This window comes from Clostridium sp. 7_2_43FAA (genome assembly GCF_000158375.2).
Lineage (GTDB): Bacteria > Bacillota > Clostridia > Clostridiales > Clostridiaceae > Clostridium > Clostridium tertium.
This window is the reverse complement of record NZ_JH815222.1, coordinates 1,581,920-1,605,844: the sequence shown is the minus strand read 5'-3', so window position 1 is coordinate 1,605,844 and position 23,925 is coordinate 1,581,920. Positions and strand designations below refer to the sequence as shown.

Here is a 23,925-nt window from a genome sequence, read left to right as displayed (position 1 = left end):
AAATAAAATTAATGCAGTGCAAAGTATGTCTAGGGTAGGTAGATGTATTGATAATGGGCCTATGGAGGCTTTTTGGGGTACTTTAAAATCAGAAATGTACTATCTAAGAAAGTTTTCAATCTTTGAAGAACTTGAACAAGCTATTGATGAATATATAAAATTTTATAATACAAAAAGATTACAAAAGAAACTAAAAGGTATGGCTCCTATTGAATATAGAAGCCACACCTTAGCAGCATAATTTTATATTATTTACCCTGTCTACTTGACAGGGGGCGGTTCAGAATTTATATAACTTACCTAATACTACTTTTTTTACTTTATTATGGATATAATAAGTTATTATGCTAATTTTATCAGTTAATTCATAAGTATGTTAATTTCAAGTATGAAGGAACAAATTTATTTTTAATAGGGACACTAGTATCTAAGATAAAGTCAGCTCCAATACTAATGGCTACCATAGCAATGACCTTTTTAGGAGCAATGATAAGTTTTATAATTACACTTGTAATGGCTCAGTTGGCACTAGGATATTTAGATATGAGAGTTCCTTATGATGTGGAAATAAGAAATAATTATAGTAATGGATTTTTAACAGAAAATAATATAACTGATATCAAAGAGCTACCTCAATTAGATAAAGTGATATTATAGATCACTTAAATGATAATGGTTATGATGTAAATAGTTATTGTGAGGTAGAAAAATACTTTATAAATAGAGAGGATTTTTATAACAAAGATAAAAATAATGTTTCAACTACAGCCATAAAATTAAGTGATTTTAATAAATTAAGAAGTATGCTTGGATATGATGAAATAGGGCTTAAGGATAATGAATTTACAACTCAATGGCATAGTGCAGTCAATGATGAAGAAATAAATAGTTATATAAAAAATCATGCTAACTTGAATATTAACGGAGTAGAATTAAAGCTTAGTGAAAATTCATACTATAAAGAATCTATTGGAGAAGGAATTTATGGATCTTATTCAAATAATATTATAATATTACCAGATAAAATATGTGATAATCTTACTTTTGCAGAGAAGAATTTTGTAGCTAATATTAATAATAAAATGAGTTATGAAGAAGCTGATGATTTTCAATATAATTATGTTAATGAGTGGTTTAGAAAAAGCAATGATGAATTCGTTAAAAAGTATAGTGAAAAATATAATATAACATCTGGTGTAGTTAGAGTAAGAATAAAATCATCAGAAACTAATAATATCTTAAATATGACTTGGGATATGAGAATTCTTGGAATATATTTAGGTGTAGTATTACTTATGATAAGCTTAACTGTTTTATCACTTAGTCAGCTTGCAGATTCTATTGAGCATAAAGATAGATTTAATGTACTAAAAAGATTAGGTGTTGAGGATAGGGAAATTAGTAAGATTATATTAAAGCAAATTTCACTGTATTTTATAATTTCTATTGCTATAGCCATGATAGGAGTTGTAATTTTTATATATAATTATTATCTGATTTATAAAGATATAATTAGGACCTATATTGGTGATACCACATATATTTTAAGTATAATTACTGGAATTGTTTTAATGATTGGAATTTATATATGTTACTTTGGAGGAACATATTATACTTTTAAGAGAAATGTTAATAATTAATTTTATTTAATTATTAATTTATAGTGATTTTCATTTTAATATTTCTTATTAATAAAAAAGCACAAAATATCACTCATCATGATTCTGAGGATAGTATAATTGCATTAAAGTAGAATACAAAGAGTTTTAAAACTATTCCTAGTATCTATTAAAATGATAGGAGTGATTATTATAATGAAAAATAATCTTAGATTTTATCAAGAGCATGGTATTATGACAGAAATAAAAACCATGAAAGATATGGTTACCAATATACCAAAGGATATAAAAACTATTATATCTTATGTACAAAATATATTGCTCCATCAACAGTGGAGTGAGACTTATGGAGTGAAGCTTAGTGATAAAAGAAAGGAAGAGCCATTTGTACGAGGGTTTGAAGATAAACTGATTTTTTTTAAAAATATTGGATATAATCATATATCTAATAAAAATCAAAATGTAAATAAAATGATAGGGATATGTCGTGATTTTACTTTAGCAGCAGTTGCACTTTGCAGGGAGGCAGGTATTCCCGCTAGGGCAAGGTGTGGATTTGCAAGTTATTTAGAAAAAGGCAAATATATTGATCATTGGGTTATTGAATATTGGAATGAAGATAAGAAAAGGTGGGTAATGGTTGATGCACAACTAGATGACATCCAGATAGATAAATTAAAAGTGACTTTTGACCCTCTAGATATAAGCAAAGAGTACTTCATAACAGGGCCAAGAGCTTGGATGATGTGCCGAGAAGGCTTAATTGAACCTGAGTTGTTTGGGATTTTTAAATGGTGGGGATATGATTATTTAAGATGTAATTTAATCTTAGATGCTAATTCACTACTAAAGCTAGAAATGCAGCCATGGGATATATGGGAAGGATATAAAAGTATGCCAATAGAAGAATGGATACAGAAAGACTATGAAGTAATGGATCATTTATCTAGGCTTGCTATGAATGTTGATAATAACTTTAAGGATTTATATAATTATGTTCAAAGGAATGATAAAATAAAAGTACCTGAGGATTTGGATAAGGTTATTAATAGTTTAAAATAAGGTGATGGATATGTGTTATATAAATTCCATAAAGAAAGCATTAAATTATATTGAAAACAATTTGCAGGAGGATATTGATTTATCTGCAATCGCAAAAGAAGCGGGATATTCTCTTTATCACTTTCATCGTATTTTTAAAGGTATAGTTGGAGATTCAATGAAGGATTACGTTAGGAAGAGAAGATTTACAGAAGCTGCAAAAGAATTGGTATATACAAATAAGTCTATTGTAGAAATAGGTATAAAATATGGCTACGAATCAAGAGAGGGATTTAGTAGGGCTTTTGAAAAAGTTTATGGAAGAAATCCATCAGAGGTAAGACGAGATAATTTGCTTTATTTTATAAGAGAACCAATAAATGTTGATTATATGATGTTTCAATTAAAACTAACTACAGAGGGATTAACTCCTTTGTATCGTAATCTTTCTGAAAGATATGTAGTAGGAAAGAAGTGGAAGGTAAAGGCAGATGGGAGCAATTTGCAAGACATACCATTATTGTGGCAAAAGTGGAATAATGAGAAAGAAAGTGAAAAGATAATAAATCGTAAGTGTGCTGATGAAATTATGGGAATTTGTATATTTTCTCAAGGCAATGTATTTGATTATATGATAGGTCATGAAGTTAATACTATGGAATATGTTCCAGAGAATATGGTGATATATAGATTAGAACCCTCACTTTATGCAGTTTTTAGAGTTATTGGACCAATAACAGAAAGTGTACAAAAAACTTGGGATTATATATATTCAGTATGGCTTAGTGAATCAAAATATAAACATCGAAACATTGATGATATTGAATATTATTATTACACCGAAGGGGAACTTGTTGCTGATCTCTATATCCCTATTATTCCTTATTAATAAAAGTAGTTCCTAAATTGCAAAATAAATTGAACTAATTTATCTTAGCACTAAATTGAAAGCTAGTGTTTTGACTTCTTGTACTCTGAACAGTATATATGGATAACCAAAATAAATAGAGGTTTTTAAAAGATTTATATTAAGCCAATGATATTAAAAGTGTCATTGGCTTATTTTACAATCTGTATATATAAATATAAATTTTGAAACTGGATATTCTTCAAAAGTTAAGTCTGTAAAATATAATGAAGAAGAAGTAACCTGTATTATTGAACTTGAAGATAATGTTTCAGAAAATTTAAATGAAAAAACTATTATTTTTAACAGAAGATATTGTACTGAAAACTATATTTAAGAAACAATAAGTTTCATTCAAATAGAGCGAGAGGAATTTTAATTCATGGCTCTAATTGGCTAATAGAGGGAAATAACTTTATAGAAAGCTGTGATTTAAACAGGTGGATTATGGCTGTCATATATATGGGAGTGTATCTTCCAGATGGAAGATGTAATTATCCAATATTTAATAATATAATTTTCGAAAATAACACTATAATAGATTGTCCGAAACTAGCTTTTTACTTATCTTCATGCTCAGATATTTTTATTTTAAACAATACTATAATAAATCCTAATACAGAAACCTTTAATGGAAGAGTTTACGGCTCAAGTCAAAATGAATTACCAATCTATGATGAGTATTATCAAGGAACTATAGAAATAGTTAAGGCCAAAGACGTAGTAGTAGAAAATAATGAAAGAATAGAATATGTAGATACTTATTCTAATGGAATTTATTTTGAGAAAGAGAATACTTCTAATATAACAGTAAAAAATAACTACGGATTTATTTAAAGTAGCCTATAAAATGAGGAAGAATTAAAAAATAATTTTATTATTATGAAACTATAATTGGAGTATTGAAAGATAAAAAATATCTAATTGGGCACATTATATATTTAAAAGATAACTAGTAAAATTATAAAAGTTTTACTAGTTATTTTCATAAGCTTTTAATATTATGTTAGAGAAAATTCATAATTCATATGTAAATCAAAAAAATTCGTTAGCAGCACCTGAGCTTAGAACCCCACTGCCTGTATTACAATCAAAAATAGAGGTGTTTAAAAAGAAAAAAGTGAAACCGTTGACAGAATGTTTAAAATGTTTTATAATGTGAATATAACAATTGGATGGTTATTGTTGAAAGACAAGCTAGACCTATTTGTATGAGTTTATAAGAATTGCATTTTGTGCAAGTGCTTATATCTCTACAGATGGGTCTTTTATTTTTAAATAAATAATTTTAATTTGTAAATCTAAGTATATTTAAATTATCTAAAAATAAGGAGGAACATTATATGGGATTCAGTAAAGATTTTTTATGGGGCGGTGCTACAGCTGCTAACCAATTTGAAGGTGGATGGAATTTAGAGGGAAAAGGTACAAGTACAAGTGATATGCTGACAGCAGGAACTCATACTATTCCACGTAAAATTACTAGAGAAACTATTGATGGATTAAATTATCCAAGTCATGAAGCTATTGATTTTTATCACAGATATAAAGATGATATTAAGTTATTTGCAGAAATGGGCTTTAAGGTATTTAGAATGTCTATAGCATGGACACGTATATTCCCTAATGGTGATGATAAAGAACCTAATGAAGCAGGATTAAAGTTTTATGATGATGTTTTTGATGAATTAAAAAAATATAATATAGAGCCATTAGTTACTATCTCACATTATGAGATGCCTTTTAATTTAACTAAAAAATATAATGGATGGGCTTCAAGAGAGGTAATAGATTTTTTTGTTAACTACTGTAACGTAATATTTAACAGATATAAGGATAAAGTTAAATACTGGCTTACATTTAATGAAATTAATTGTGGTACAAAACCAGTAGGAGGATATCTTAGTCTTGGTATTTTAAATGAAGGCACAGAAGACTTTTTACACCCAAATGATAAAAAGCAGATTCGTTTTCAAGCACTTCACCATCAATTTGTAGCAAGTGCAAAAGCAGTAAAGCTTGGTCATAGTATTAATAAAGATTTTAAAATAGGTTGTATGATTGCTTATATGACAAAATATCCTTATACATGTAATCCAGATGATATATTACTTACACAGAAGATGGATCAATTGGCAAATGATCTTTGTGGAGATGTACATGTTAGAGGTGAATATCCTTTCTTTGCTAAGAGATATTTTGAGGAAAATAATATTGTTTTAGATATAACTGAAGAAGATAAGAAGATTTTAAAAGAAGGAACAGTAGATTATTATACATTCAGTTATTATATGAGTAACTGTGAATCAGCAGAGGGTGGCAAAGACAAAGTTTCAGGAAATTTAGTTAGTGGAATTAAAAACCCATATCTTAAAGCAAGTGATTGGGGATGGCAGATTGATCCTAAAGGGTTAAGATATGTTTTAAATAAATTGTATGGAAGATACAATATACCTCTTATGGTAGTTGAAAATGGTATTGGTGCTTTTGATAAAGTTGAAGAAGACGGCTCAATTAATGATGATTATCGTATTGAATATTTAAAGGATCATATAATTCAAATGAAGGAAGCCGTTAAAGATGGCGTAGACTTAATTGGATATACTCCTTGGGGATGTATTGATCTTGTAAGTGCAAGTACTGGTGAAATGGAAAAGAGATATGGCTTTATTTATGTAGATAAGGATAATGCAGGAGAAGGTACATTAGACAGAAAGAAGAAAAAATCATTTGAATGGTACAAAAATGTAATAAAAACTAATGGAGAAGAACTATAACTGACTTAATATTAAATTCTATTATATTTTAAAAGCTGATTCAAAAATGAAGAATAAAGTATAGTCACGCAAAACAAAGGCGAATTTTTGAAGATTTTTGATGAAAACATATAAAGTTATAAAAAAGTATTGACAAGTTATCATGAAAAAAGTATAATAAAGTCGAAAATAAACGGTTACATTAACTTGGGATTGTTACTGATTCGATCAGGCTATACCTTAATTAAGTAGAAGAAATATGATATTTATTTCTTTAAATTAATTGAGGTTTTTTTATTTTTTAATATAGTCAAGTATAGAATGGAGTATGAGGTGATATGCATTGAAGATAGATAAAATTTTTAACAACAATGCAGTTATAGTTAAAGAAGACAATGGACGAGAATCTGTTATCATTGGATGTGGACTTGCATTTAGAAAAAAAGTTGGCGATAAAGTAGATGAATCATTAATTGAAAAAACTTTTATTTTAAAGGAAAAGGATACTTTAGAAAAGTTTAAGATGATTTTAGAACATATACCTACAGAACAAATATCATTGTGCTATGATATTGTGGAATATGCTAAGAATATGTTAAACTGTGAACTTAATGATTATATTTATGTAACATTAACTGATCATATAAGTTATACATTAAAATTATTTGATGAAGGAATAGAAAGACCCAATATATTGATTTGGGAAATAAAAAAGTTTTATCCTAAAGAATATAATATTGGCTTAAAGGCTTTAGAGTTTATTGAAAGTGAGCTTGGTAAAAAGATTAATGAAGAAGAAGCCGGAAATATTGCACTTCACTTGATAACAGCTCAGATTAATGGAAAAAGCGATAAAACTGATATTGCTTACAGTATGACCAAAAAGATTCAGGATATACTAAATATTGTGAAATATACATATGATATTGAATTAGATGAACAATCTTTAAACTATGAAAGGTTTATTACTCATTTAAGATTTTTCTTTAAAAGACTTAATAATAAAACACAGTATAGAAATGAAAATGAAGACTTTCTTTTACCACAAGTAAAAGAAAAATATAAAGATGCTTATAAATGTATGCTTAAGATAGAAAAATATTTAAATATAGAGTTAAGTCATGAAGAACAGCTTTACTTGACACTTCATATTAAGCGTATTGTAAATAGATAATATAGAAACAATTAAATATTTAGGATTGTTACTGTTAAATCAGGCAAGACCATATGTTTAAAAATACAAAAGTAATTTAAGTATTATTAAACTTTAGGTCTTGCTTTTTTATATATAAGATTATGATTAATTTAAAAGGAGCGATTGCTTATGAAATACGAAAATCTTGCAAAAGAAATAATTAAAAATGTTGGAGGTAAAGAAAACGTTAGCAGTTTAACTCATTGTATAACTAGATTACGTTTTAAGTTAAAAGATGAAAAAAAAGCCAACACAGATGTATTGAAAAACATGGATGGTGTAGTTACAGTTGTTCAAAGTGGTGGACAGTATCAGGTAGTTATAGGAAATCATGTTCCAGATGTTTATGCAGATGTAGTTGCAGTTGCAGGACTTACTGAAGGTTCAGGAAATAATCCTTCAGAAAAGATGAAGACTTTTGATAAATTAATTGATATTATATCAGGAGTTTTTCAACCAGTACTTGGAGTATTAGCTGCAACTGGTATGATTAAAGGATTTTTATCAATGTTTGTTGCTTTGGGATGGTTAAGTCCTGAAAGTGGTGCTTATACTATACTACAGACAATTGGAGACAGCTTATTCTATTTCTTTCCAATATTCTTAGGACTTACAGCAGCTAAGAAGTTTAATGTAAATCAATTTGTAGCTATGGCAATAGGTGCATCTCTTGTTCATCCTACAATAACAGGAATTGCAGGTAAGACAATTGAATTCTTTGGTATTCCAGTTATAATGCCTTCAGGTGGTTATGCTTCAACTGTTATTCCAGTTATAATTTCAATTGTATTTGCATCTTATGTTGAAAAGTTATTTAAGAAAATTATCCCAGATATTGTTAAAGCTTTTATTGTTCCAATGTTAACTTTAGTAGTAGTAGTTCCTGTTACTTTTTTAGCTATAGGACCAGTAGCATCATATGCTAGTGAAATATTAGGAAATTTAACATTAACAATTTATAATTTAAACTCAACTATAGCAGGTTTATTTATCGGTGGATTCTATCAAATATTTATTATGTTTGGTTTACATTGGGGATTAGTTCCAATAGCAATGAACAATTTCACAGTTTTAGGATACGATCCAATTGTAGCTACTTCAGTTGCAATATGTTTTGCACAAACAGGTGTAGTCTTAGCAATAGCATTAAAAGCAAAAAATAAGAAATTAAAATCATTATGTGTTCCATCAATCATTTCAGGATTCTTTGGTGTTACTGAACCAGCAATTTATGGTATTACATTACCAAGAAAAAAACCATTTATAGTGAGCTGTATAATAGGTGCAGTTACAGGAGGTATCCTTGGTTTCTTTGAATCTAAAAAATATATGCCAGGTGGTTTAGGAATATTTGTTTTACCAAATTTTATAGGACCAAATGGACCTGACAAGGGATTTTATGGAGTTGTTATAGCAATGGCAGCAGGTTTGATTTTAGGATTTTTAGCAATGTTATTTGTAAAATTAGATCCAAAGGATATGGAAGATGATAATTCTAATACAGATGTTTCACAAAATAGTGAAAATACATTAGTTAAACAAGAAGTTATTTCAAGCCCATTAAAAGGAAAATTAACAGAACTAAAAAATGTTGAAGATGAAGCATTTGCTTGTGGTGCATTAGGTAAAGGTATAGCAATAATACCAACAGAGGGGAAAGTTGTAGCTCCAGCAGATGGAATACTTACAACACTATTCCCAACAGGACACGCTATGGGAATCACAACTAATAATGGAGCAGAAATATTAATACATGTTGGTATGGATACTGTAAAATTAGAAGGAAAGCACTTCACATTAAAAGCTAAACAAGGAGACACAATTAAAAAAGGACAGACTTTAGTAGAGTTTGATATTAAAGCAATTGAAAAAGAAGGATATTCTTTAATCACACCAGTAATCATAACAAACTCAGATAATTATTTAGATGTTGTAGAAGTAGATAAAAAACAAATAGATTTTAAAGAAGATTTATTAACAGTAGTAATATAGTTTAGTTTATAAAAATTATTTATTGTAGATATTATGAGTAGTTATAAATATTACTCATAATATCTGGTATGAAATAAAACTTCAGTTATTAGTGAGAATATAGATGTAATTATAATATATTAGTATTAACATAGTATTTGCTAATCATAACACCATAAAGTTACAGTGTGAAGATTGTAACTTTATGGTGTTATTTTTTTATTCTTTAGGAAATTATATTTTTAAAAACTGTGGATAATTAATAAAATATAGATATGATAATTGAAGATAAGATAACAGTAAAACGCATATTAAAGAAGAACTATAATAAATTCAAAAATAAATATTGTTTTCAAGCTCCGAAAAATATGCGAGAGCATATTTATGATGTGGTAAATAAAGCTTTAATGTGTAGCGATATCAAATATGGCTTTGCGGAGTATAGGTGTGTAATATGTGGATGGTATAGGACGATATTTTGTTCGAGCCGAGATAGAGGTGTATTAAATGACATGCTTGAATTGGAATGTTGAGATAGATGTTGTTTATTATCAGGATTAATGTAGGAAGCTGAGGAATCTTGGAAACCTATATTGAATGGTGAAACAATTAGGCAAAAAAGGACTTACTGTTATAAGCAAGTCCTTTAAACATATTCTAAGAACAATTTAAAATAGCATCTACTATTCATAAGTTACTATTACTTTAAGAAATTCTTCAAAAAATTATTATTCTATATTTTCTATAATCTTAGCAACCCATGCACATAAATTAGCTGAGGCTTTTTCAGCTGTTTCTACAACTCTTGCATGGGAATGTTTATGTTTTTGTATTCCTGTTGCCATATTTGTGATGCAAGCTATTCCAAGAACATCTATTCCTAAATAATTAGCAGCTATAGTTTCTGGAACCGTTGACATGCCAACAGCATCAGCACCTTGTCTGCCTATAGAAACTATTTCAGCAGCAGTTTCATAATAAGGGCCCATAAAGCCAGCATAAATGCCTTCTTTATATTCAACATTAATTTCATCTGCTATTGATTTAGCTTTATCTATTAATTCTAATTTATAAGGTTCAGACATATCAGGGAATCTTACTCCAAATCTTTTGTCATTAACTCCAATTAAAGGATTGTCCCCAAATAGATTTATAAAATCCTTTATAAGCATTAATGTACCAGGTTTAAAATCAGTATTTATTCCTCCGCAAGCATTAGTAACTATAAGCTTTTGGATACCTAATTGTTGCATTACATATACAGGATATGTAACTTCCTTCATAGTATATCCTTCATAATAATGAAATCTTCCTTGCATTGCTAATACATCTATTCCTTTTATCTTTCCAAATACTAATCTACCTTCATGACCTTCTACTGTTGATTGAGGAAAATTTGGAATATCTTTATAATCTATATACTCTTTATCCTCTAACACATCAACTAAATTACCTAATCCTGAGCCAAGAATAACTGCAACCTTTGGGTTGAATTTAGTAATTTTATCTTTTATATATTTTGTAGATTCTACAACTTTATCATACATATTATTCATTTTATTACCTCCACTAACTTTTAAACTTAATTTATCATAAAATTGTTGAAAGTAATGATGACATATGTCACAATAGAGGAAAAAATTATCATTTAAATAATACAAATATGGTAAAGGATAAGATTATGAAAAAAATATGCGATTTTCAAACTATAAGTAAGTCCATAGAAAAGTACAATATAAATAAATTTTTCAGTAAAGATATAAATTCTCATGCTGAACTTTTCCTATTCAAGAAAGGAGAACATATTTGTAGAGAAGGTGAAAGTACAAACTATCTTTTTTTCTTAGTAAAAGGAAAAGCAAAAGTTTATTCCTCATTAAGCAATGGGAAAACTCTTTTAATATGTTTTTATAATTCAGTAAAAATGATTGGTGATATTGAATTTATGAAGTTAGAGCCAGCTAATTCAAATATTCAAGTTTTAGAAGATAGTTATTGTATAGGTATTTCTATTCAAAAAGTTAGGGAATATTTATTAGATGATGTTAAGTTTCTACGTTTTATGTGTGAGTCTTTAAGTGAAAAATTAAAAAAATTATCTAAAAATAGTTCAATTAACTTACTTTATCCATTGGAAAATAGATTAGCTAGTTATATATTAGCGACTGGGGAAAGAGTAAATGTTAATGGAGTAGATGTACTAATATTTGATGAAAATTTAACTGAAATAGCAAAACTTTTAGGTACAAGTTATAGACATCTTTTAAGAACATTAAAATCACTTTGTAAAAGTGGTATTCTTAAAAAGAAAAGCTCTTACTTTGAAGTAGTAGATAATAGTATGCTGACAGATCTTGCAGCAGATTTATATAAATAAAACAATTAATAATATATATAAATAAAATAATTTACTATAAAACTATTATGGTAAAATGTAAATTAAGAGGTTTTAAAAATTATATATTTAAAAATGTATAAATTAATTAAATAAAAATAAAGTGGAATAGATAAATGGTATATGTTGCTTTACTAAGAGGAATAAATGTTGGTGGAAAAAATAAAATAGATATGAAATTATGAAAGGGTTGGAATAAATTCTAATTTAAATGACATAATATCTTCACAATATCTTACTTTAAATGTTAAAATAAAAGCTATAGAAAAAATTAGGTGAGGATGTGTTGGAATAAGTATGCAAAAATATAATCAGGATAATCCACAGCTTATTAATTCTATGGTATGCACTATAGATATATTAGGATTTTCACAAATGATAGTAGACTCTTGTAGTAAAGGATATGGAGACAAGCTGCTTAATGAGGTTAACTTTCTTATAAATAAGAACAAACAATGTATAATACCAAATAAGTACAGTCAAGGAAAGATAAAAATATATACTGATAATATGATTGTTGGATATCCTATAAAGGATGATGGAGAAGAAGAGTTAAATGAAATATTGGATAATGTATCAGAATATCAATTTAACTTAGCAATAGAAGGTCTTTTTGTTAGAGGCGGAGTAAGTGTAGGTGAATTTTATATAAATGAAGATATTGTTTTTGGACCTGCTCTTTTGGATGCGCATGATGCTGAGAGTAATCTAGCTTGCTATCCAAGAATTATATTAGATTATAAGACAGTAAGTAGATTACAAAAGTACATAAATAATTATGATGTTGCACCGCAACACAAGAAAATACTTATTGATAGTGATGGCCAGTGGTTTTTAAATTATTTAAATACTATATTTAAATATTACATAGAATGCAATAATGAATATGAGTTTGAAAGAGTGCAAATAGAGTTACTTCTTAGGCATAAAGTTAAGGTTGAAGAAATGCTAGAATTAAATAAAAAAAATATAAAAGTATGGGATAAATATGTATGGACAGCTAATTATCATAATTATTTCTGTGACTTATATTTTCCAAATGAGAAGCAGTTAAAAATATCAAGAAAGAGTTTACTTTCATGGCCTAGAGAAATTTCAAAAAATGATTTTTAATACTATAGATCATATAATTGAGGAAGAAATTAAATTTATTTATATATATTTTCAGTAAAAGTATTGTAATGATATAAATAGTATGTTATTATAAATGAGTAGCAAAGTTGCTAACAAAAAGGTTTCATTTAGGTAAATAGTTTCTCAAAAATTAGAGATTATTATATCAATTTAGAATCTTTAATTTTAGGAGGAATATTTATGACAGATAAGACAATAACATGTAGAGATTGCGGAAGCGAATTCATATTTTCAGTAGGAGAACAAGAATTCTATAAAGAAAAAGGATTCGATAATGAGCCAACAAGATGTATATCTTGTAGAAGAGCTAAAAAAGAACAAAATAGAAGATAATTTTAGATTGTTAGAGGTTATAGTTTAAACTATAACCTTTTTTGATGTTTTATTATAATAAATTATATATAATAAAACCTTATTTATTATATAATGATATCATTTTTTCTTCCATATAATATGCAGTTTTGTAAGAAGTACTCCAGTATCACTTGTAATATTATGAATTGTATTAATAGAGCTACTTTCATCATAAATTACTTCAGATGAAATATGTAGTGTATCTCCATCAGTTGTTTCCTTTTTAAATAATACCTTAATGTTGAATAAATTATATTCGCTTAAAATAGATCTTGGTAAAGTATCCATAGCCATTTCAATATACTTTACATTATTAACATGCCCATAAGAGTCTATATCACTATATCTAACTGGATAGTTTTTCAGATAGTCTGTTTTTTGAATTTTAGGAATATCATCTAAAACAGGTACTTCATCGAGTTCTTTTTTTAGACCATATATTTTGCTTTGTTCAGGAGATATTCTCATAGGACGCCTCTTTTCAAAATCTATTAATATAGCAGTTGAAAAAACTTCTCCTATAACTTTTCCTTCAGAGTTCATAATAGTATTTTGCCTATAACCATAGAATTTTTTTGTACCTAATACCTTAGTTTGAACTGTTATTTTATCTCTTAATTTAGGGTATTCATATATAGTTATATCATATTTTAAAAGTACCCAAATACAATTATTTTGAGCAAAGCCTTCCTTAGTTTCTCCTAAAGAATCAGATTGGGATATAATAACATCCCATAAGAAATCTCCTAAAGATGAAAATTTGCATTTATGTTCAGAGTCAACATCAAAAAAATTTATTGTATATTCCTTTTCAAAAATATTATTCAATTATAGTTCCTCCTTTTATAAAGTTTGCATGTGTTTATATTAAATATTGTATCATAGTTTTATAAATTTCATATATTTTACAGGAGATATAGAGATTAATGGACTGGATAAATATTAATAAATATTTCTATAAATACTATAGTTTAAGTATTGCCAATTATTGATTGCTTGTTACATATGTGGTAGAGTTTTTAATAGTTGGAAAATTAAATGAATATATTAAATATGATTTTTAAAGTAGCTTAAATAGGAGGTAAGGGAAACTTTTCAGGTGGATCAGTATATATACATCATTTTAAAGAGTTATCAAGCAAAAGAATAATTTAAGAAATACTTAAGGAGGTTAAAAGAAAATGAAACGAGTTTATTTAGCAAGTCCATTTTTTAATGATACAGAGGTTGAATGTTTAGAAATAGTTGAGAAAATATTAGAAGAAAAGGGGTTAGAGGTGTTTTCACCTATGAGAAATCCAATGGATAAACATGCTGAAGTTGGTTCTCGTCAATGGTCAATTGAAACATTTATGAATGATTTAAAACATATTAAGTGGTCCGAAATAGTTGTGGGTATATATCATGGGAACTATTCAGATAGTGGAACAGCATGGGAACTTGGCTATGCGTATGCCACTGACAAACCTGTTATCTTAGTTCATGTTGGTAAAGATAGTAATCTTATGGTACATGAGGGTTCACATGCTAATATAACATTAGATGAACTTAAAGATTATGATTTTAATAAGTTAACTAGTTCTTTTTATACAGGAGAAATGCTTTAATTAATAGAATTAAAGCATTTTAATAAGAAGAAATCAAAAGACTTATAACAACAAATTCATATAAATTTTCCTCTTATGATGATGAGCTATGGGGAATGAGCAATGGCAAACATAAAAAACACATTTTAAATGATTAAAAATGCCCTCTGCTTGTCAATAATTTAAATAGTTAAATAGTTAAATAGTTAAATATAAGGGGGGCTAGAATATGAAAGTAAGCAAAAAGATAGCAATTATAATTTTAGCAATAAGTGTTTTTTTGATAAGTGATATAATAAGAGTTTCTGCAAATACATCGAATGATCTCAAATCTATAGGATTAAATAGCGAAAGTTTTGTTGAATATATGAATAATTTAGATATAAGTAAGGAAGAGATTGAGGAAATAGTAGATAAGGGTAAAGAGTTATCAGAAAATATTAAAGATAAAACCAATATTAAGGAATTTAAAATAAGTGAGTTAGTAAATATATATAAAGAAATAACTTCAATAGCTAATAATTTAAATCTTAATATAGATTTCAGTTTTAAAGACGGAAATTTTAACCTTAAAGAGAAAAATAGAGATGATATAATATTTAAGGGGAATGTGAATGATTTAGGGAAATATTTTGAGTTTTATAAAAATAATACTCAACTATTTGCCAAAGAAGTACTAGGAAATATTGATAATAAAGAAATTCTTGATAACATAGGAGAAGTTGTAGAAGAAGAGTTTGGGGGATCCAGAGAAACATTAAATAACATTTTAATGATAGATGAAAATGAAGATATTAATGATTCAATAAATAGAGAAGATCAAAATAAATTTAGCACAAATAATGAAGAAATAAATAATAAAGGTAATTATAACGAAAGCAAAAAAGGGAATTTCGGAGCAGTATTTTATATTTTTATTTTGACTGGTGCCTTTTTTACAATTATGATTGCGTATATAAAATTTAGAAAATAAAAGCTAGCTCTACATATCTATTTATTAAATAAACTCACAACACAGTGATTTTAAAAATAGAAATTAATAAATGCTGGAACATTTATAAATAAATAATATTGTGTATGTAAAAAGAAGTAGATAATCTACTTCTTTTTACATACATATTAATAAGCTAGTAAAATAATAATATACTTATAGATATTACTAAAGATAATTATTATAATAATATAGGGGGTGTTTAAATGGATAACTACAATTTTATAAATGATTTGTTTGATAAAATAAATGAAGAAAACAATAAAATAACACCAGCTAATATCATGTTAATTGGAAAGACTGGAGTCGGGAAAAGCACTTTAATTAATAGTATATTTAGGGAAGAGCTAGCTAAAACAGGAATTGGAAGACCAGTTACTCAGCATCTAAAAAAAATTACTAAAGAAGGAGTTCCAATAAATTTATATGATAGCAGAGGACTTGAGCTTGATAAAAATGTTCAAGAAAAAGTTAGAAATGATATAGATATTGAAATAGATAGAATACATAGAAATAAAGATATAAATTCTGATGATTTAATACATGTGGTTTGGTATTGTTTAAATTCTTCTTCAAATAGAATTGAAGATTTTGAAATTGAATGGATACGAGATTTATCTAAAAAAGTACCTGTTATTATAGTATTAACTCAAAGTTTTAGTGATAACTCTTTAGAACTTGAAAAATATATAGATAACATGAATTTAGATATAAGAGGAATTCAAAGAATACTTGCTGAGCCAATAAAATTTGGAAGTATAGAGATACCTAGCTTTGGATTAAATGAGCTTGTCGAGAAAACTTATCAAATTTTGCCTCAAGGGATAAGAAGGGCTTTTAATAATGCCCAGAAAGTAGATTTAAAAAGAAAAGTAGATGCAGCTACTAAATGGGCTCTTGGATATATTGGTACTTCTTTTGGAGTTGGTTTTTCTCCAATTCCTTTTTCAGATTCAGCTATTCTTATACCCGCACAAGTAGGTATGCTTGCACATATAACCACTATTTTTGGTGTTAAAGTAGACAAAGAACTACTAGTAGCCATAGCCTCAGGAGTTGGAGGCATTGCAGGAGCAACTGTTGCAGGAAAGACAATAGTAAGCAACCTTCTTAAGTTTATACCAGTTGCAGGTACTATTATTGGAGGAGCAATAAGTGGTACAACAGCAAGTGTATTAACAACAGCTTTAGCTTTTTCTTACATAGAAGTTATGAAAAGGGTAGCCTCCAATCAATATGAAGGAAAAGCTACTAAAAGTGAAGAAATATCTCAAATGATGTATGACGAATTAAAAAAGCATTTTAATAAAAGCTAAATTGATAATAAACAATAGTATATAAACATTAATATTCTTAACTACTTTATAGAAAAACCTATGCTAAGCAACTTAACATAGGTTTTCACTTTAATAATATTTTTATATAATCAATGAAAATCTTCATTAAAATAATATCTCCAGATATTTATAAATAATTTAAAAGTCCTTTGCCATAAGAAATATACTATTATAAGTATAAAAAGTATTAAAGCTAAAAGTATAATCTTCTTAAAGTTTAATTTGTTATTTAAAAGTGTTATTATAACCTCCAATATAAGTACTGATATAATTACTATTAAACATAACTCAAAAAATAAAATGAGAAATATGTAATAGTAACCTATAGATATAAAAAAGGAAGTAAAAAGTATTGTAAATAGACTTAAAAAATTATTATTAGTGGAAATAACTTATATCTTAATGACTTATGATTTTTAAAAGCAAAAAATTCATATATTAAGAATATCATAGATAAAATTAGTTTTATAATATATTAATTTATACAAATTCTAATCCTCCAGTTTATTCAAAAATATATTATTTTGTAGTAAAAAACTTTTTAATATTTCTATTTGCCCAAAATATTAAAAATACGGCTATACTTAAAAATACTATTGAAAAACTATAATCTTTAATAGTATTTTTAAGCAAATTTTTTATAAATATATTTAATATTGAAAATCCTAAAGAATTTTCAAATACTATCTCTAATTCAATAGCAGTAAGTTTAAAGTGATTAAAATATAAAATAATAACTTTTTTAAAAGATTTAACTTTTAATAATGAATACTTATTTATATTTATAAAAAAATCATCATATAAAAAGGGAATATATAGTAAATTTATAAGAAAAATATAAAATACTTCTTTAGTTAGAAAAATAGTAAGGATATTAAGTATTGATAGGATATAAATTTTTTTTATAACAATCACCTTCTAAAGTAAAATAATGTAAAATTAGCAAATAATATATATTATATCATGAATTAATTTATTAGTAATGTTTTAAAGAGTTTAATTGGCTAATAATAATTTTTAATTATAAAATTGAATAGGACTTTATTAAAAATAAATTTGAAGTAATAAAAAATACTGCCAAGTAAATAGATTATTGGCAGTATTTTTATGCATTTTTATAGTTTTATTTATCAATAACTTTAAAGTAATTTCCTTTAATTATATCATCTGCAATTTTGAATACATCTTTTAAATGGTTTTCTTCATTTTCATCTTTTGGAGTGCCCATAATATCTCCATTGTTTAATATTGTTGCATTTCTATTTGTATTAACTAGGACTCTCCCCATAGATGTATTATCAAATTTAGATCTTTCAACACCTAAAAGATAAGAAATTGTAGGTAAGAAATCCACTTGTCCACCAGCTTTAGATATAGTGGTAGCTTTTAAATCTTTATTATAAATTATAAAAGGTATTTTCTTATCATTTTCTTGCCACCAGTTTTCATTTAATGGAGCATCTTTTATTTCTTCTTCATAGAATTTATGAACACCACCATGATCTCCATATATCATTAAAACTGTATTATCTAATTGACCATTCTTTTCAAGTTCCTCAATAAAAAGCTTTATTGCTTCATCTGCGTATCTTACACTTTGGAAATAACCACCTAACATATTATCGTCTAATTCCTTAGGTAGATTTAATAACTTTTTATCTTCTGGCATTTCAAATGGACCATGACTTGTTAAAGTAGCAATGAAAGTATAAAATGGTTGATTTTCTGATTTAATCTTATTTGCAATTTGTTTTAAATACGATTCATCAGATAGCCCTGGTCCAATTACCTCATCAATATTAAATTCATTTATATCCCATAGCTTATCAGCACCAAAAGATTTATGAGGCTCGGCCCAGTTCCAACTTCCAGGTAATTCTGCATGAGTTGAAATTGTTGTATATCCTTCATTGTTTAATATATTTTGTAAACTATTATATTTGGTCCAAGGATATGTTGGGAATGTACTAGTTGCTCTGATAGGGAAAATAGATGTATTAACCATCAAATCACAATCAGAGCTAGTTCCAGAATTATTTTGCTCATAAATATTATCAAAATATAAACTTCCAGAAAGCAGCTTGTTTAAAGTAGGCGTAATTTCTTGTCCATAAACTTTTTTATTTATAACAAAATTTTCTAATGATTCAACTTGAATTGCAATTAAGTTTTTTCCTTTAAGCATTCCGAAATACTCATTATCTGGAATATCTTCTTTATTATTATTTATCCAAGATTGTACATCATTTATATCTAAATCAGATAACTCTTTGTTTCTTCCTACAAAATATTTTAAATCAAACCCATGATAGCCTAAAGGGCTCATATCACTAAATGTTTGAAAAGGGGCCCAAGATAATCTTAAAAATGATTGTCCAGGTATTGTACCTTTTATATCAATTATATAGTGAGAAATAAAAATAATAAGTGCACTTAATGAAAATACTATAGCAGTTTTTAAAATTCTTAATGATAATCTTGAATTATCATTATACTTTCTTAATTTATCAAATTTAAATAAGATAAAGAACACTATAAAATCTATAACAAATAATAAATCTACAGGTCTAAAGTTTATTAAATTTTTACCAATAGGGTTAAATATTTCTGGATGAAGCAAATGTCTAATTGATAAGAATGTTCCATTATTCCTGTAGTACCATATATCTGCAATAAATAATATTGTAATAATTACATTAATTATTAATGCAGTCCACATTTTCCCCTTGTATTTAAATAAGAACATAATACTTAATATTAATGTTATTATAACTAAATGTGCTCCAATAGCAGGAACTCCAAAATACATAGTTGAAAAATTTATACTAGATGAATTTGTAGTTCTAAGCATTGAGAGTAAAAGCATAGATTTTGCTTGAAGTATCAATACCATAAGTATAAATAGCCAATTATTTAATACTATTTTTTTAAATTTTTCTTTCATATGATTTCCTCCGAAATAAACTATTTCTTTTCAATTTATTTTATCTTAAATATAGAATTAACGCCATATAAAAATTATTATGTCAAAAAAAAGTAATATTCAACTTTAACAAGTATTATATTTACTCTTTTAAATTACAAATGTATAATTATTCTAAAGGAGGAATTATTAGAATTATTAGAAAAATATAATATTATATAATGAGGGTGATAATTAGTAGGGTGAAAAAATAAAGTTAATAAATTATTGACGGAAAAAGTAGAAAAATATTGCTAGAATATACAATGTGATTTATAAAAATTAAAATTAAATAATTTAATTTAGGGAGGAATCATTATGTCACAAAAAAATAAGCTCTCTCATGATGCTTATGGTGGAATAAGTGGAGAAAATTACACGCCTTATATTTCAGTTAAGGATGCATTGCCAGAGTTAACTATAGCATCCATAGTAGTTGGATGCATATTTGCAGCAGTTTTTGCAGCTGCAAATGTATATTTAGCATTAAAGGTAGGTATGACTATTGCAGCTATAATACCTACATCAATACTTGGGACAGCCCTATTATATGCCTTTGGACGAAAAAGTATTTTAGAATCAAATATGGTAGCAGGAATAGCAGGAATAGGAGAATCTTTAGCTGGAGGTATCGTATTTACATTACCTGCTATCGTTATATGGAATGGAGATATTACATTATTACAAATAGTTACTATTACTATTCTAGGAGGGATCTTAGGGATTTTATTTGTTATTCCTCTAAGAAAATATCTAATGGTTGAAGAACACGGAAAGCTAGCATTCCCAGAGAGTATGGCTGCATCTGAAGTTCTTGTTAACTCAACAGTAGGTGGTACTGGGCTTAAAAGTGTTATAACTGGTTTAACTGGTGGTGGAATATATAAATTTTTATCAGGTGGATTATTGTTATGGTCTGAAAGTCCTACATGGATGATAAACATGTCACAAAACGGTAAATCTATATTTCAAAGTATGTTTGGAGTTGATGCTTTAGCTTCACTTCTAGGCGTTGGTTTTATAGTTGGAACAGAAGCTGCTCTTTATATGTTTGCAGGCGGTGCAATAGCTTATTTTGGACTTATACCATTAATTAAATTTTTTGGCGATGGAGCTGTCAATGCAGTATTCCCAGCAACTGTTCCAATTGCAGAGATGACTGCAAGTGCTATAAGGGGAGAATATATAAGATATATTGGTGCTGGAGCTGTTGCAGCAGGCGGATTTATAAGCCTTGGAAAATCAATTCCAATAATAGTTAAATCAATGAAAGCTGCTTTTTCAGGAATGAAGGCTTCAGGTGGAGATGTAAAAAGAACAGATAAAGACTTACCAATGACTTGGGTTATTGGAGGTGCAACATTAGTGTTTCTGTTGTCTTGGTTGTTACCGATTACAGGTATCCATCCAATAGGAGCTTTATTAGCAGTATTATTTTCATTTTTATTTTCTGTTGTATCTGCAAGAATATGTGGAATTATTGGAGCATCTAACAATCCAGTATCTGGTATGACAATAGCAACTTTATTGTTTATAACTGGAATTTTAAAAGCTATAGGAGTTGTTGGCAATAGGGGGATGATAATGGCTTTACTCGCTGGTGCTATAGCTTGTGTTGCAACTGCTGTTGCAGGAGGAACTTCCCAAGCTTTAAAAACTACATTTATTTTAGGAGGAACTCCTAAAAATATAGAAATTGGATTAATTATGGGATTAATAGTATCAGCAATTGCTGGAGGAGCTGCAATGCTATTATTAATCAATATCTATGGTATTGGTGGAGAAGCTGGTCTTCCGGCACCACAAGCAACTCTAATGTCAATGGTTGTCCAAGGTGTTATGGATGCACAATTACCATGGACTTTAGTTCTAGTAGGAGCTGCAATAGGTATTGCAATTGAAATATTAGGACTACCTGTATTACCAGTTGCATTAGGCATATACTTACCAATAAATTTAAGCGTTGGTATTTTAGCTGGTGGTATAATTAGAGTTATAGTAGATAAGAAATTTAAACATGACGAAGAAGTTAAGAAAGAAAAAGTTGAAAAAGGTATATTAATTTCTTCAGGATTAGTTGCTGGAGATGCCTTGATTGGTATTTTAGTAGCTGGGTTAACAGGATTTGGAATTAATGAAGTTGTTGGAATAGGTCCTAAGTTATTACCTGTATTAGCTGAAAGTAAAGAATTTGCTTTAGTTATGTTTTTAATTTTAACTTATTTAGTATATAAATATATTATAAGTGATAAGAAAAAGGAAAGTAAGGCTAATTAAATTATTGGAGAATAATAATGTTTAATAATAGTAAAAAGCAAGAAAACTTCTTGTTGTATATACCAGTAAAGAAACACAAGGCTTTTGAAGAAAAAAATAATAGAGTATATTTGATATTTCATCATGATAAATTAATAGAAAAAATAGCTAGAAAGTTATTTAAAAAGCCGGCTATTACTGATATAGAACTAGATGAATTAGGAAGTGAAGTCTGGAGATTAATTGACGGTGATAAAAATATTCTTCAAATAGTTGAAAAAATGAGAGAAAAATTTGGAGAAAAATGTGAACCTGTTAATGAAAGATTAATTTTATTTATTCGTTATTTAAATAAAAGAAACTGGATAAATTTTAAGAAAAGTATATAATAAAAAGAGCTAGAGGTAAGTATTTCTAGCTCTTTTAAGCTCGTACTCCAATAAAGAGGTTTATACTATATAATAACTAAATAAATCTTATTAATAGTAGTGGATTGACTAAGAACCCCGCAACCTACTAAAGTATAATTTGCTTAAAATATAAAAAAGTATATTATTTAGGTCTTGAGTATCATATAGGATATGAAGTGAATTCTTTGCAAGCTACAGGATTTGAATCAAATATTTTACAGATTAATATAACAATAGTATTAATAATTAAATATAATATATTATCAGTAATTAAAAGGAGTTTTATTATGGAAAGTCCCTAAGCTAACACCTTTAGTAATATTTATATTTTGTTCTGCTATAAATGATAATTTAAACTATATAAATTATTTGTACACTAGATATAGAAAAAGGATAGATAACATAAATAACAATGAAAAAGTTATTAAAGTAAATAAGAATATGAAAGAAGTTTTAAAAGATTTATTTAAATAAATCTAAAAAGGGCGCAATCTTAGAAATTTATTTAATATAAAACTTATTCAATTTCAAGTAAGCTTTATTTCATTAAAAAAGATAATCTCTTATTTCTATAAAGGGAGTCGCGTTTCGCGACTCCCTTTTAAACCATTGATTTTACTTGATTAAAGACGTTTTTAAACTTAAATAGAAATTTTTCTATATTATTTATATATTCGCAAAAATGAAAGTTCTAATTTGGTAATCTCTTTTATCTACTAATATCAAAATTTATTTTGATACAGCCCCTTTTTTATTTAATAAAAAGAAAAATATAAAATTAAATATCTATATAATGTATAAAGGGATAATTATATAAAAAAAGCAATTTTGTTATATTTATTGATGTTATTATACAAGAAATAGTTAGAGATTTATTTTATAATATGCTTGTAGTCAAAATAATAATATGTGAATTCAATTTATCTATTTTATGTTAATTAAAACAATTAACGTTTAAAATAGGACATATTTAATTATGCAGATTATAGTTGAAACATATATACTATGGAA

The 23,925-nt window shown here is 27.0% G+C and carries 20 protein-coding genes and 1 pseudogene; 18 read left to right on the top strand and 3 right to left on the bottom strand.

Going from position 1 to position 23,925, the window contains the following annotated elements:
• From CSBG_RS18535 to CSBG_RS09030, 9 genes and pseudogenes are all read left to right on the top strand, one after another.
• The coding region (locus tag CSBG_RS18535) for an IS3 family transposase (RefSeq protein ID WP_008678878.1) at positions 1–241 on the top strand (241 nt) is incomplete at its 5' end.
• A gap of 212 nt (positions 242–453) precedes the next feature.
• On the top strand, positions 454–657 hold the full coding sequence (locus CSBG_RS18255) for a hypothetical protein (protein WP_147568003.1): 204 nt from the start codon (positions 454–456) through the stop codon (positions 655–657).
• A gap of 146 nt (positions 658–803) precedes the next feature.
• Positions 804–1,640: an FtsX-like permease family protein gene (locus tag CSBG_RS09060; RefSeq protein ID WP_051005282.1), complete on the top strand. Its 837-nt coding sequence runs from the start codon at positions 804–806 to the stop codon at positions 1,638–1,640.
• A gap of 174 nt (positions 1,641–1,814) precedes the next feature.
• Positions 1,815–2,681 (top strand): transglutaminase-like domain-containing protein, encoded by an 867-nt coding sequence (locus CSBG_RS09055; protein WP_008678877.1) that lies wholly within the window; start codon positions 1,815–1,817, stop codon positions 2,679–2,681.
• Between the two features lie 10 nt (positions 2,682–2,691).
• The gene (locus CSBG_RS09050) at positions 2,692–3,549 is read left to right on the top strand and encodes an AraC family transcriptional regulator (RefSeq protein WP_008678876.1); all 858 of its coding nucleotides are present in this window, start codon (positions 2,692–2,694) and stop codon (positions 3,547–3,549) included.
• 363 nt (positions 3,550–3,912) lie between these two features.
• Positions 3,913–4,404, top strand: a pseudogene (locus CSBG_RS09045) (right-handed parallel beta-helix repeat-containing protein); the annotation flags it as partial.
• A gap of 506 nt (positions 4,405–4,910) precedes the next feature.
• On the top strand, positions 4,911–6,344 hold the full coding sequence (locus CSBG_RS09040) for a 6-phospho-beta-glucosidase (RefSeq protein WP_008678874.1): 1,434 nt from the start codon (positions 4,911–4,913) through the stop codon (positions 6,342–6,344).
• Positions 6,345–6,666: 322 nt separating this feature from the next.
• Complete coding sequence (locus CSBG_RS09035; RefSeq protein WP_008678873.1) at positions 6,667–7,497, top strand: PRD domain-containing protein; 831 nt, start codon at positions 6,667–6,669, stop codon at positions 7,495–7,497.
• Between the two features lie 150 nt (positions 7,498–7,647).
• The gene (locus tag CSBG_RS09030) at positions 7,648–9,510 is read left to right on the top strand and encodes a beta-glucoside-specific PTS transporter subunit IIABC (RefSeq protein ID WP_008678872.1); all 1,863 of its coding nucleotides are present in this window, start codon (positions 7,648–7,650) and stop codon (positions 9,508–9,510) included.
• 707 nt (positions 9,511–10,217) lie between these two features.
• Here the strand turns inward: CSBG_RS09030 and CSBG_RS09025 are convergent.
• Positions 10,218–11,036, bottom strand: a complete 819-nt coding sequence (locus CSBG_RS09025; protein WP_035285794.1) for a purine-nucleoside phosphorylase — start codon at positions 11,034–11,036, stop codon at positions 10,218–10,220.
• 116 nt (positions 11,037–11,152) lie between these two features.
• On the opposite strand from CSBG_RS09025, the gene yeiL reads away from it, so the two are divergent.
• From yeiL to CSBG_RS09010, 4 genes are all read left to right on the top strand, one after another.
• The gene (gene yeiL, locus CSBG_RS09020) at positions 11,153–11,866 is read left to right on the top strand and encodes a transcriptional regulator YeiL (RefSeq protein WP_242825275.1); all 714 of its coding nucleotides are present in this window, start codon (positions 11,153–11,155) and stop codon (positions 11,864–11,866) included.
• A 134-nt stretch (positions 11,867–12,000) separates the two neighbouring features.
• On the top strand, positions 12,001–12,069 hold the full coding sequence (locus CSBG_RS17955; protein ID WP_083854791.1) for a DUF1697 domain-containing protein: 69 nt from the start codon (positions 12,001–12,003) through the stop codon (positions 12,067–12,069).
• A 112-nt stretch (positions 12,070–12,181) separates the two neighbouring features.
• Entirely contained in the window at positions 12,182–12,997 is an 816-nt protein-coding gene (locus CSBG_RS09015; protein ID WP_008678867.1) for a hypothetical protein, read from the top strand.
• A 201-nt stretch (positions 12,998–13,198) separates the two neighbouring features.
• On the top strand, positions 13,199–13,351 hold the full coding sequence (locus CSBG_RS09010) for a zinc-ribbon domain-containing protein (RefSeq protein WP_008677353.1): 153 nt from the start codon (positions 13,199–13,201) through the stop codon (positions 13,349–13,351).
• A gap of 99 nt (positions 13,352–13,450) precedes the next feature.
• Here CSBG_RS09010 and CSBG_RS09005 read toward each other — a convergent pair whose 3' ends face one another.
• Entirely contained in the window at positions 13,451–14,200 is a 750-nt protein-coding gene (locus tag CSBG_RS09005) for an acyl-ACP thioesterase domain-containing protein (protein WP_008678866.1), read from the bottom strand.
• A 353-nt stretch (positions 14,201–14,553) separates the two neighbouring features.
• Here CSBG_RS09005 and CSBG_RS09000 point away from each other — a divergent pair, with 353 nt between their 5' ends.
• From CSBG_RS09000 to CSBG_RS08990, 3 genes are all read left to right on the top strand, one after another.
• Positions 14,554–14,979, top strand: coding sequence for a nucleoside 2-deoxyribosyltransferase (locus tag CSBG_RS09000; protein ID WP_008678865.1), 426 nt, complete (start codon positions 14,554–14,556; stop codon positions 14,977–14,979).
• A gap of 208 nt (positions 14,980–15,187) precedes the next feature.
• Positions 15,188–15,931, top strand: coding sequence for a hypothetical protein (locus CSBG_RS08995; RefSeq protein ID WP_008678864.1), 744 nt, complete (start codon positions 15,188–15,190; stop codon positions 15,929–15,931).
• A 224-nt stretch (positions 15,932–16,155) separates the two neighbouring features.
• The gene (locus CSBG_RS08990; protein WP_008678863.1) at positions 16,156–17,265 is read left to right on the top strand and encodes a GTPase; all 1,110 of its coding nucleotides are present in this window, start codon (positions 16,156–16,158) and stop codon (positions 17,263–17,265) included.
• 1,144 nt (positions 17,266–18,409) lie between these two features.
• Here CSBG_RS08990 and CSBG_RS08980 read toward each other — a convergent pair.
• Positions 18,410–20,230: an LTA synthase family protein gene (locus tag CSBG_RS08980; RefSeq protein ID WP_008678861.1), complete on the bottom strand. Its 1,821-nt coding sequence runs from the start codon at positions 20,228–20,230 to the stop codon at positions 18,410–18,412.
• Positions 20,231–20,566: 336 nt separating this feature from the next.
• Between CSBG_RS08980 and CSBG_RS08975 the strand changes: the two genes are divergently transcribed.
• Together CSBG_RS08975 and CSBG_RS08970 are read left to right on the top strand one after the other, a co-directional pair.
• Complete coding sequence (locus tag CSBG_RS08975) at positions 20,567–22,525, top strand: oligopeptide transporter, OPT family (RefSeq protein WP_008678860.1); 1,959 nt, start codon at positions 20,567–20,569, stop codon at positions 22,523–22,525.
• Between the two features lie 17 nt (positions 22,526–22,542).
• Positions 22,543–22,893, top strand: coding sequence for a PqqD family protein (locus tag CSBG_RS08970; protein WP_008678859.1), 351 nt, complete (start codon positions 22,543–22,545; stop codon positions 22,891–22,893).
• The last annotated feature ends 1,032 nt before the right edge of the window (positions 22,894–23,925 follow it).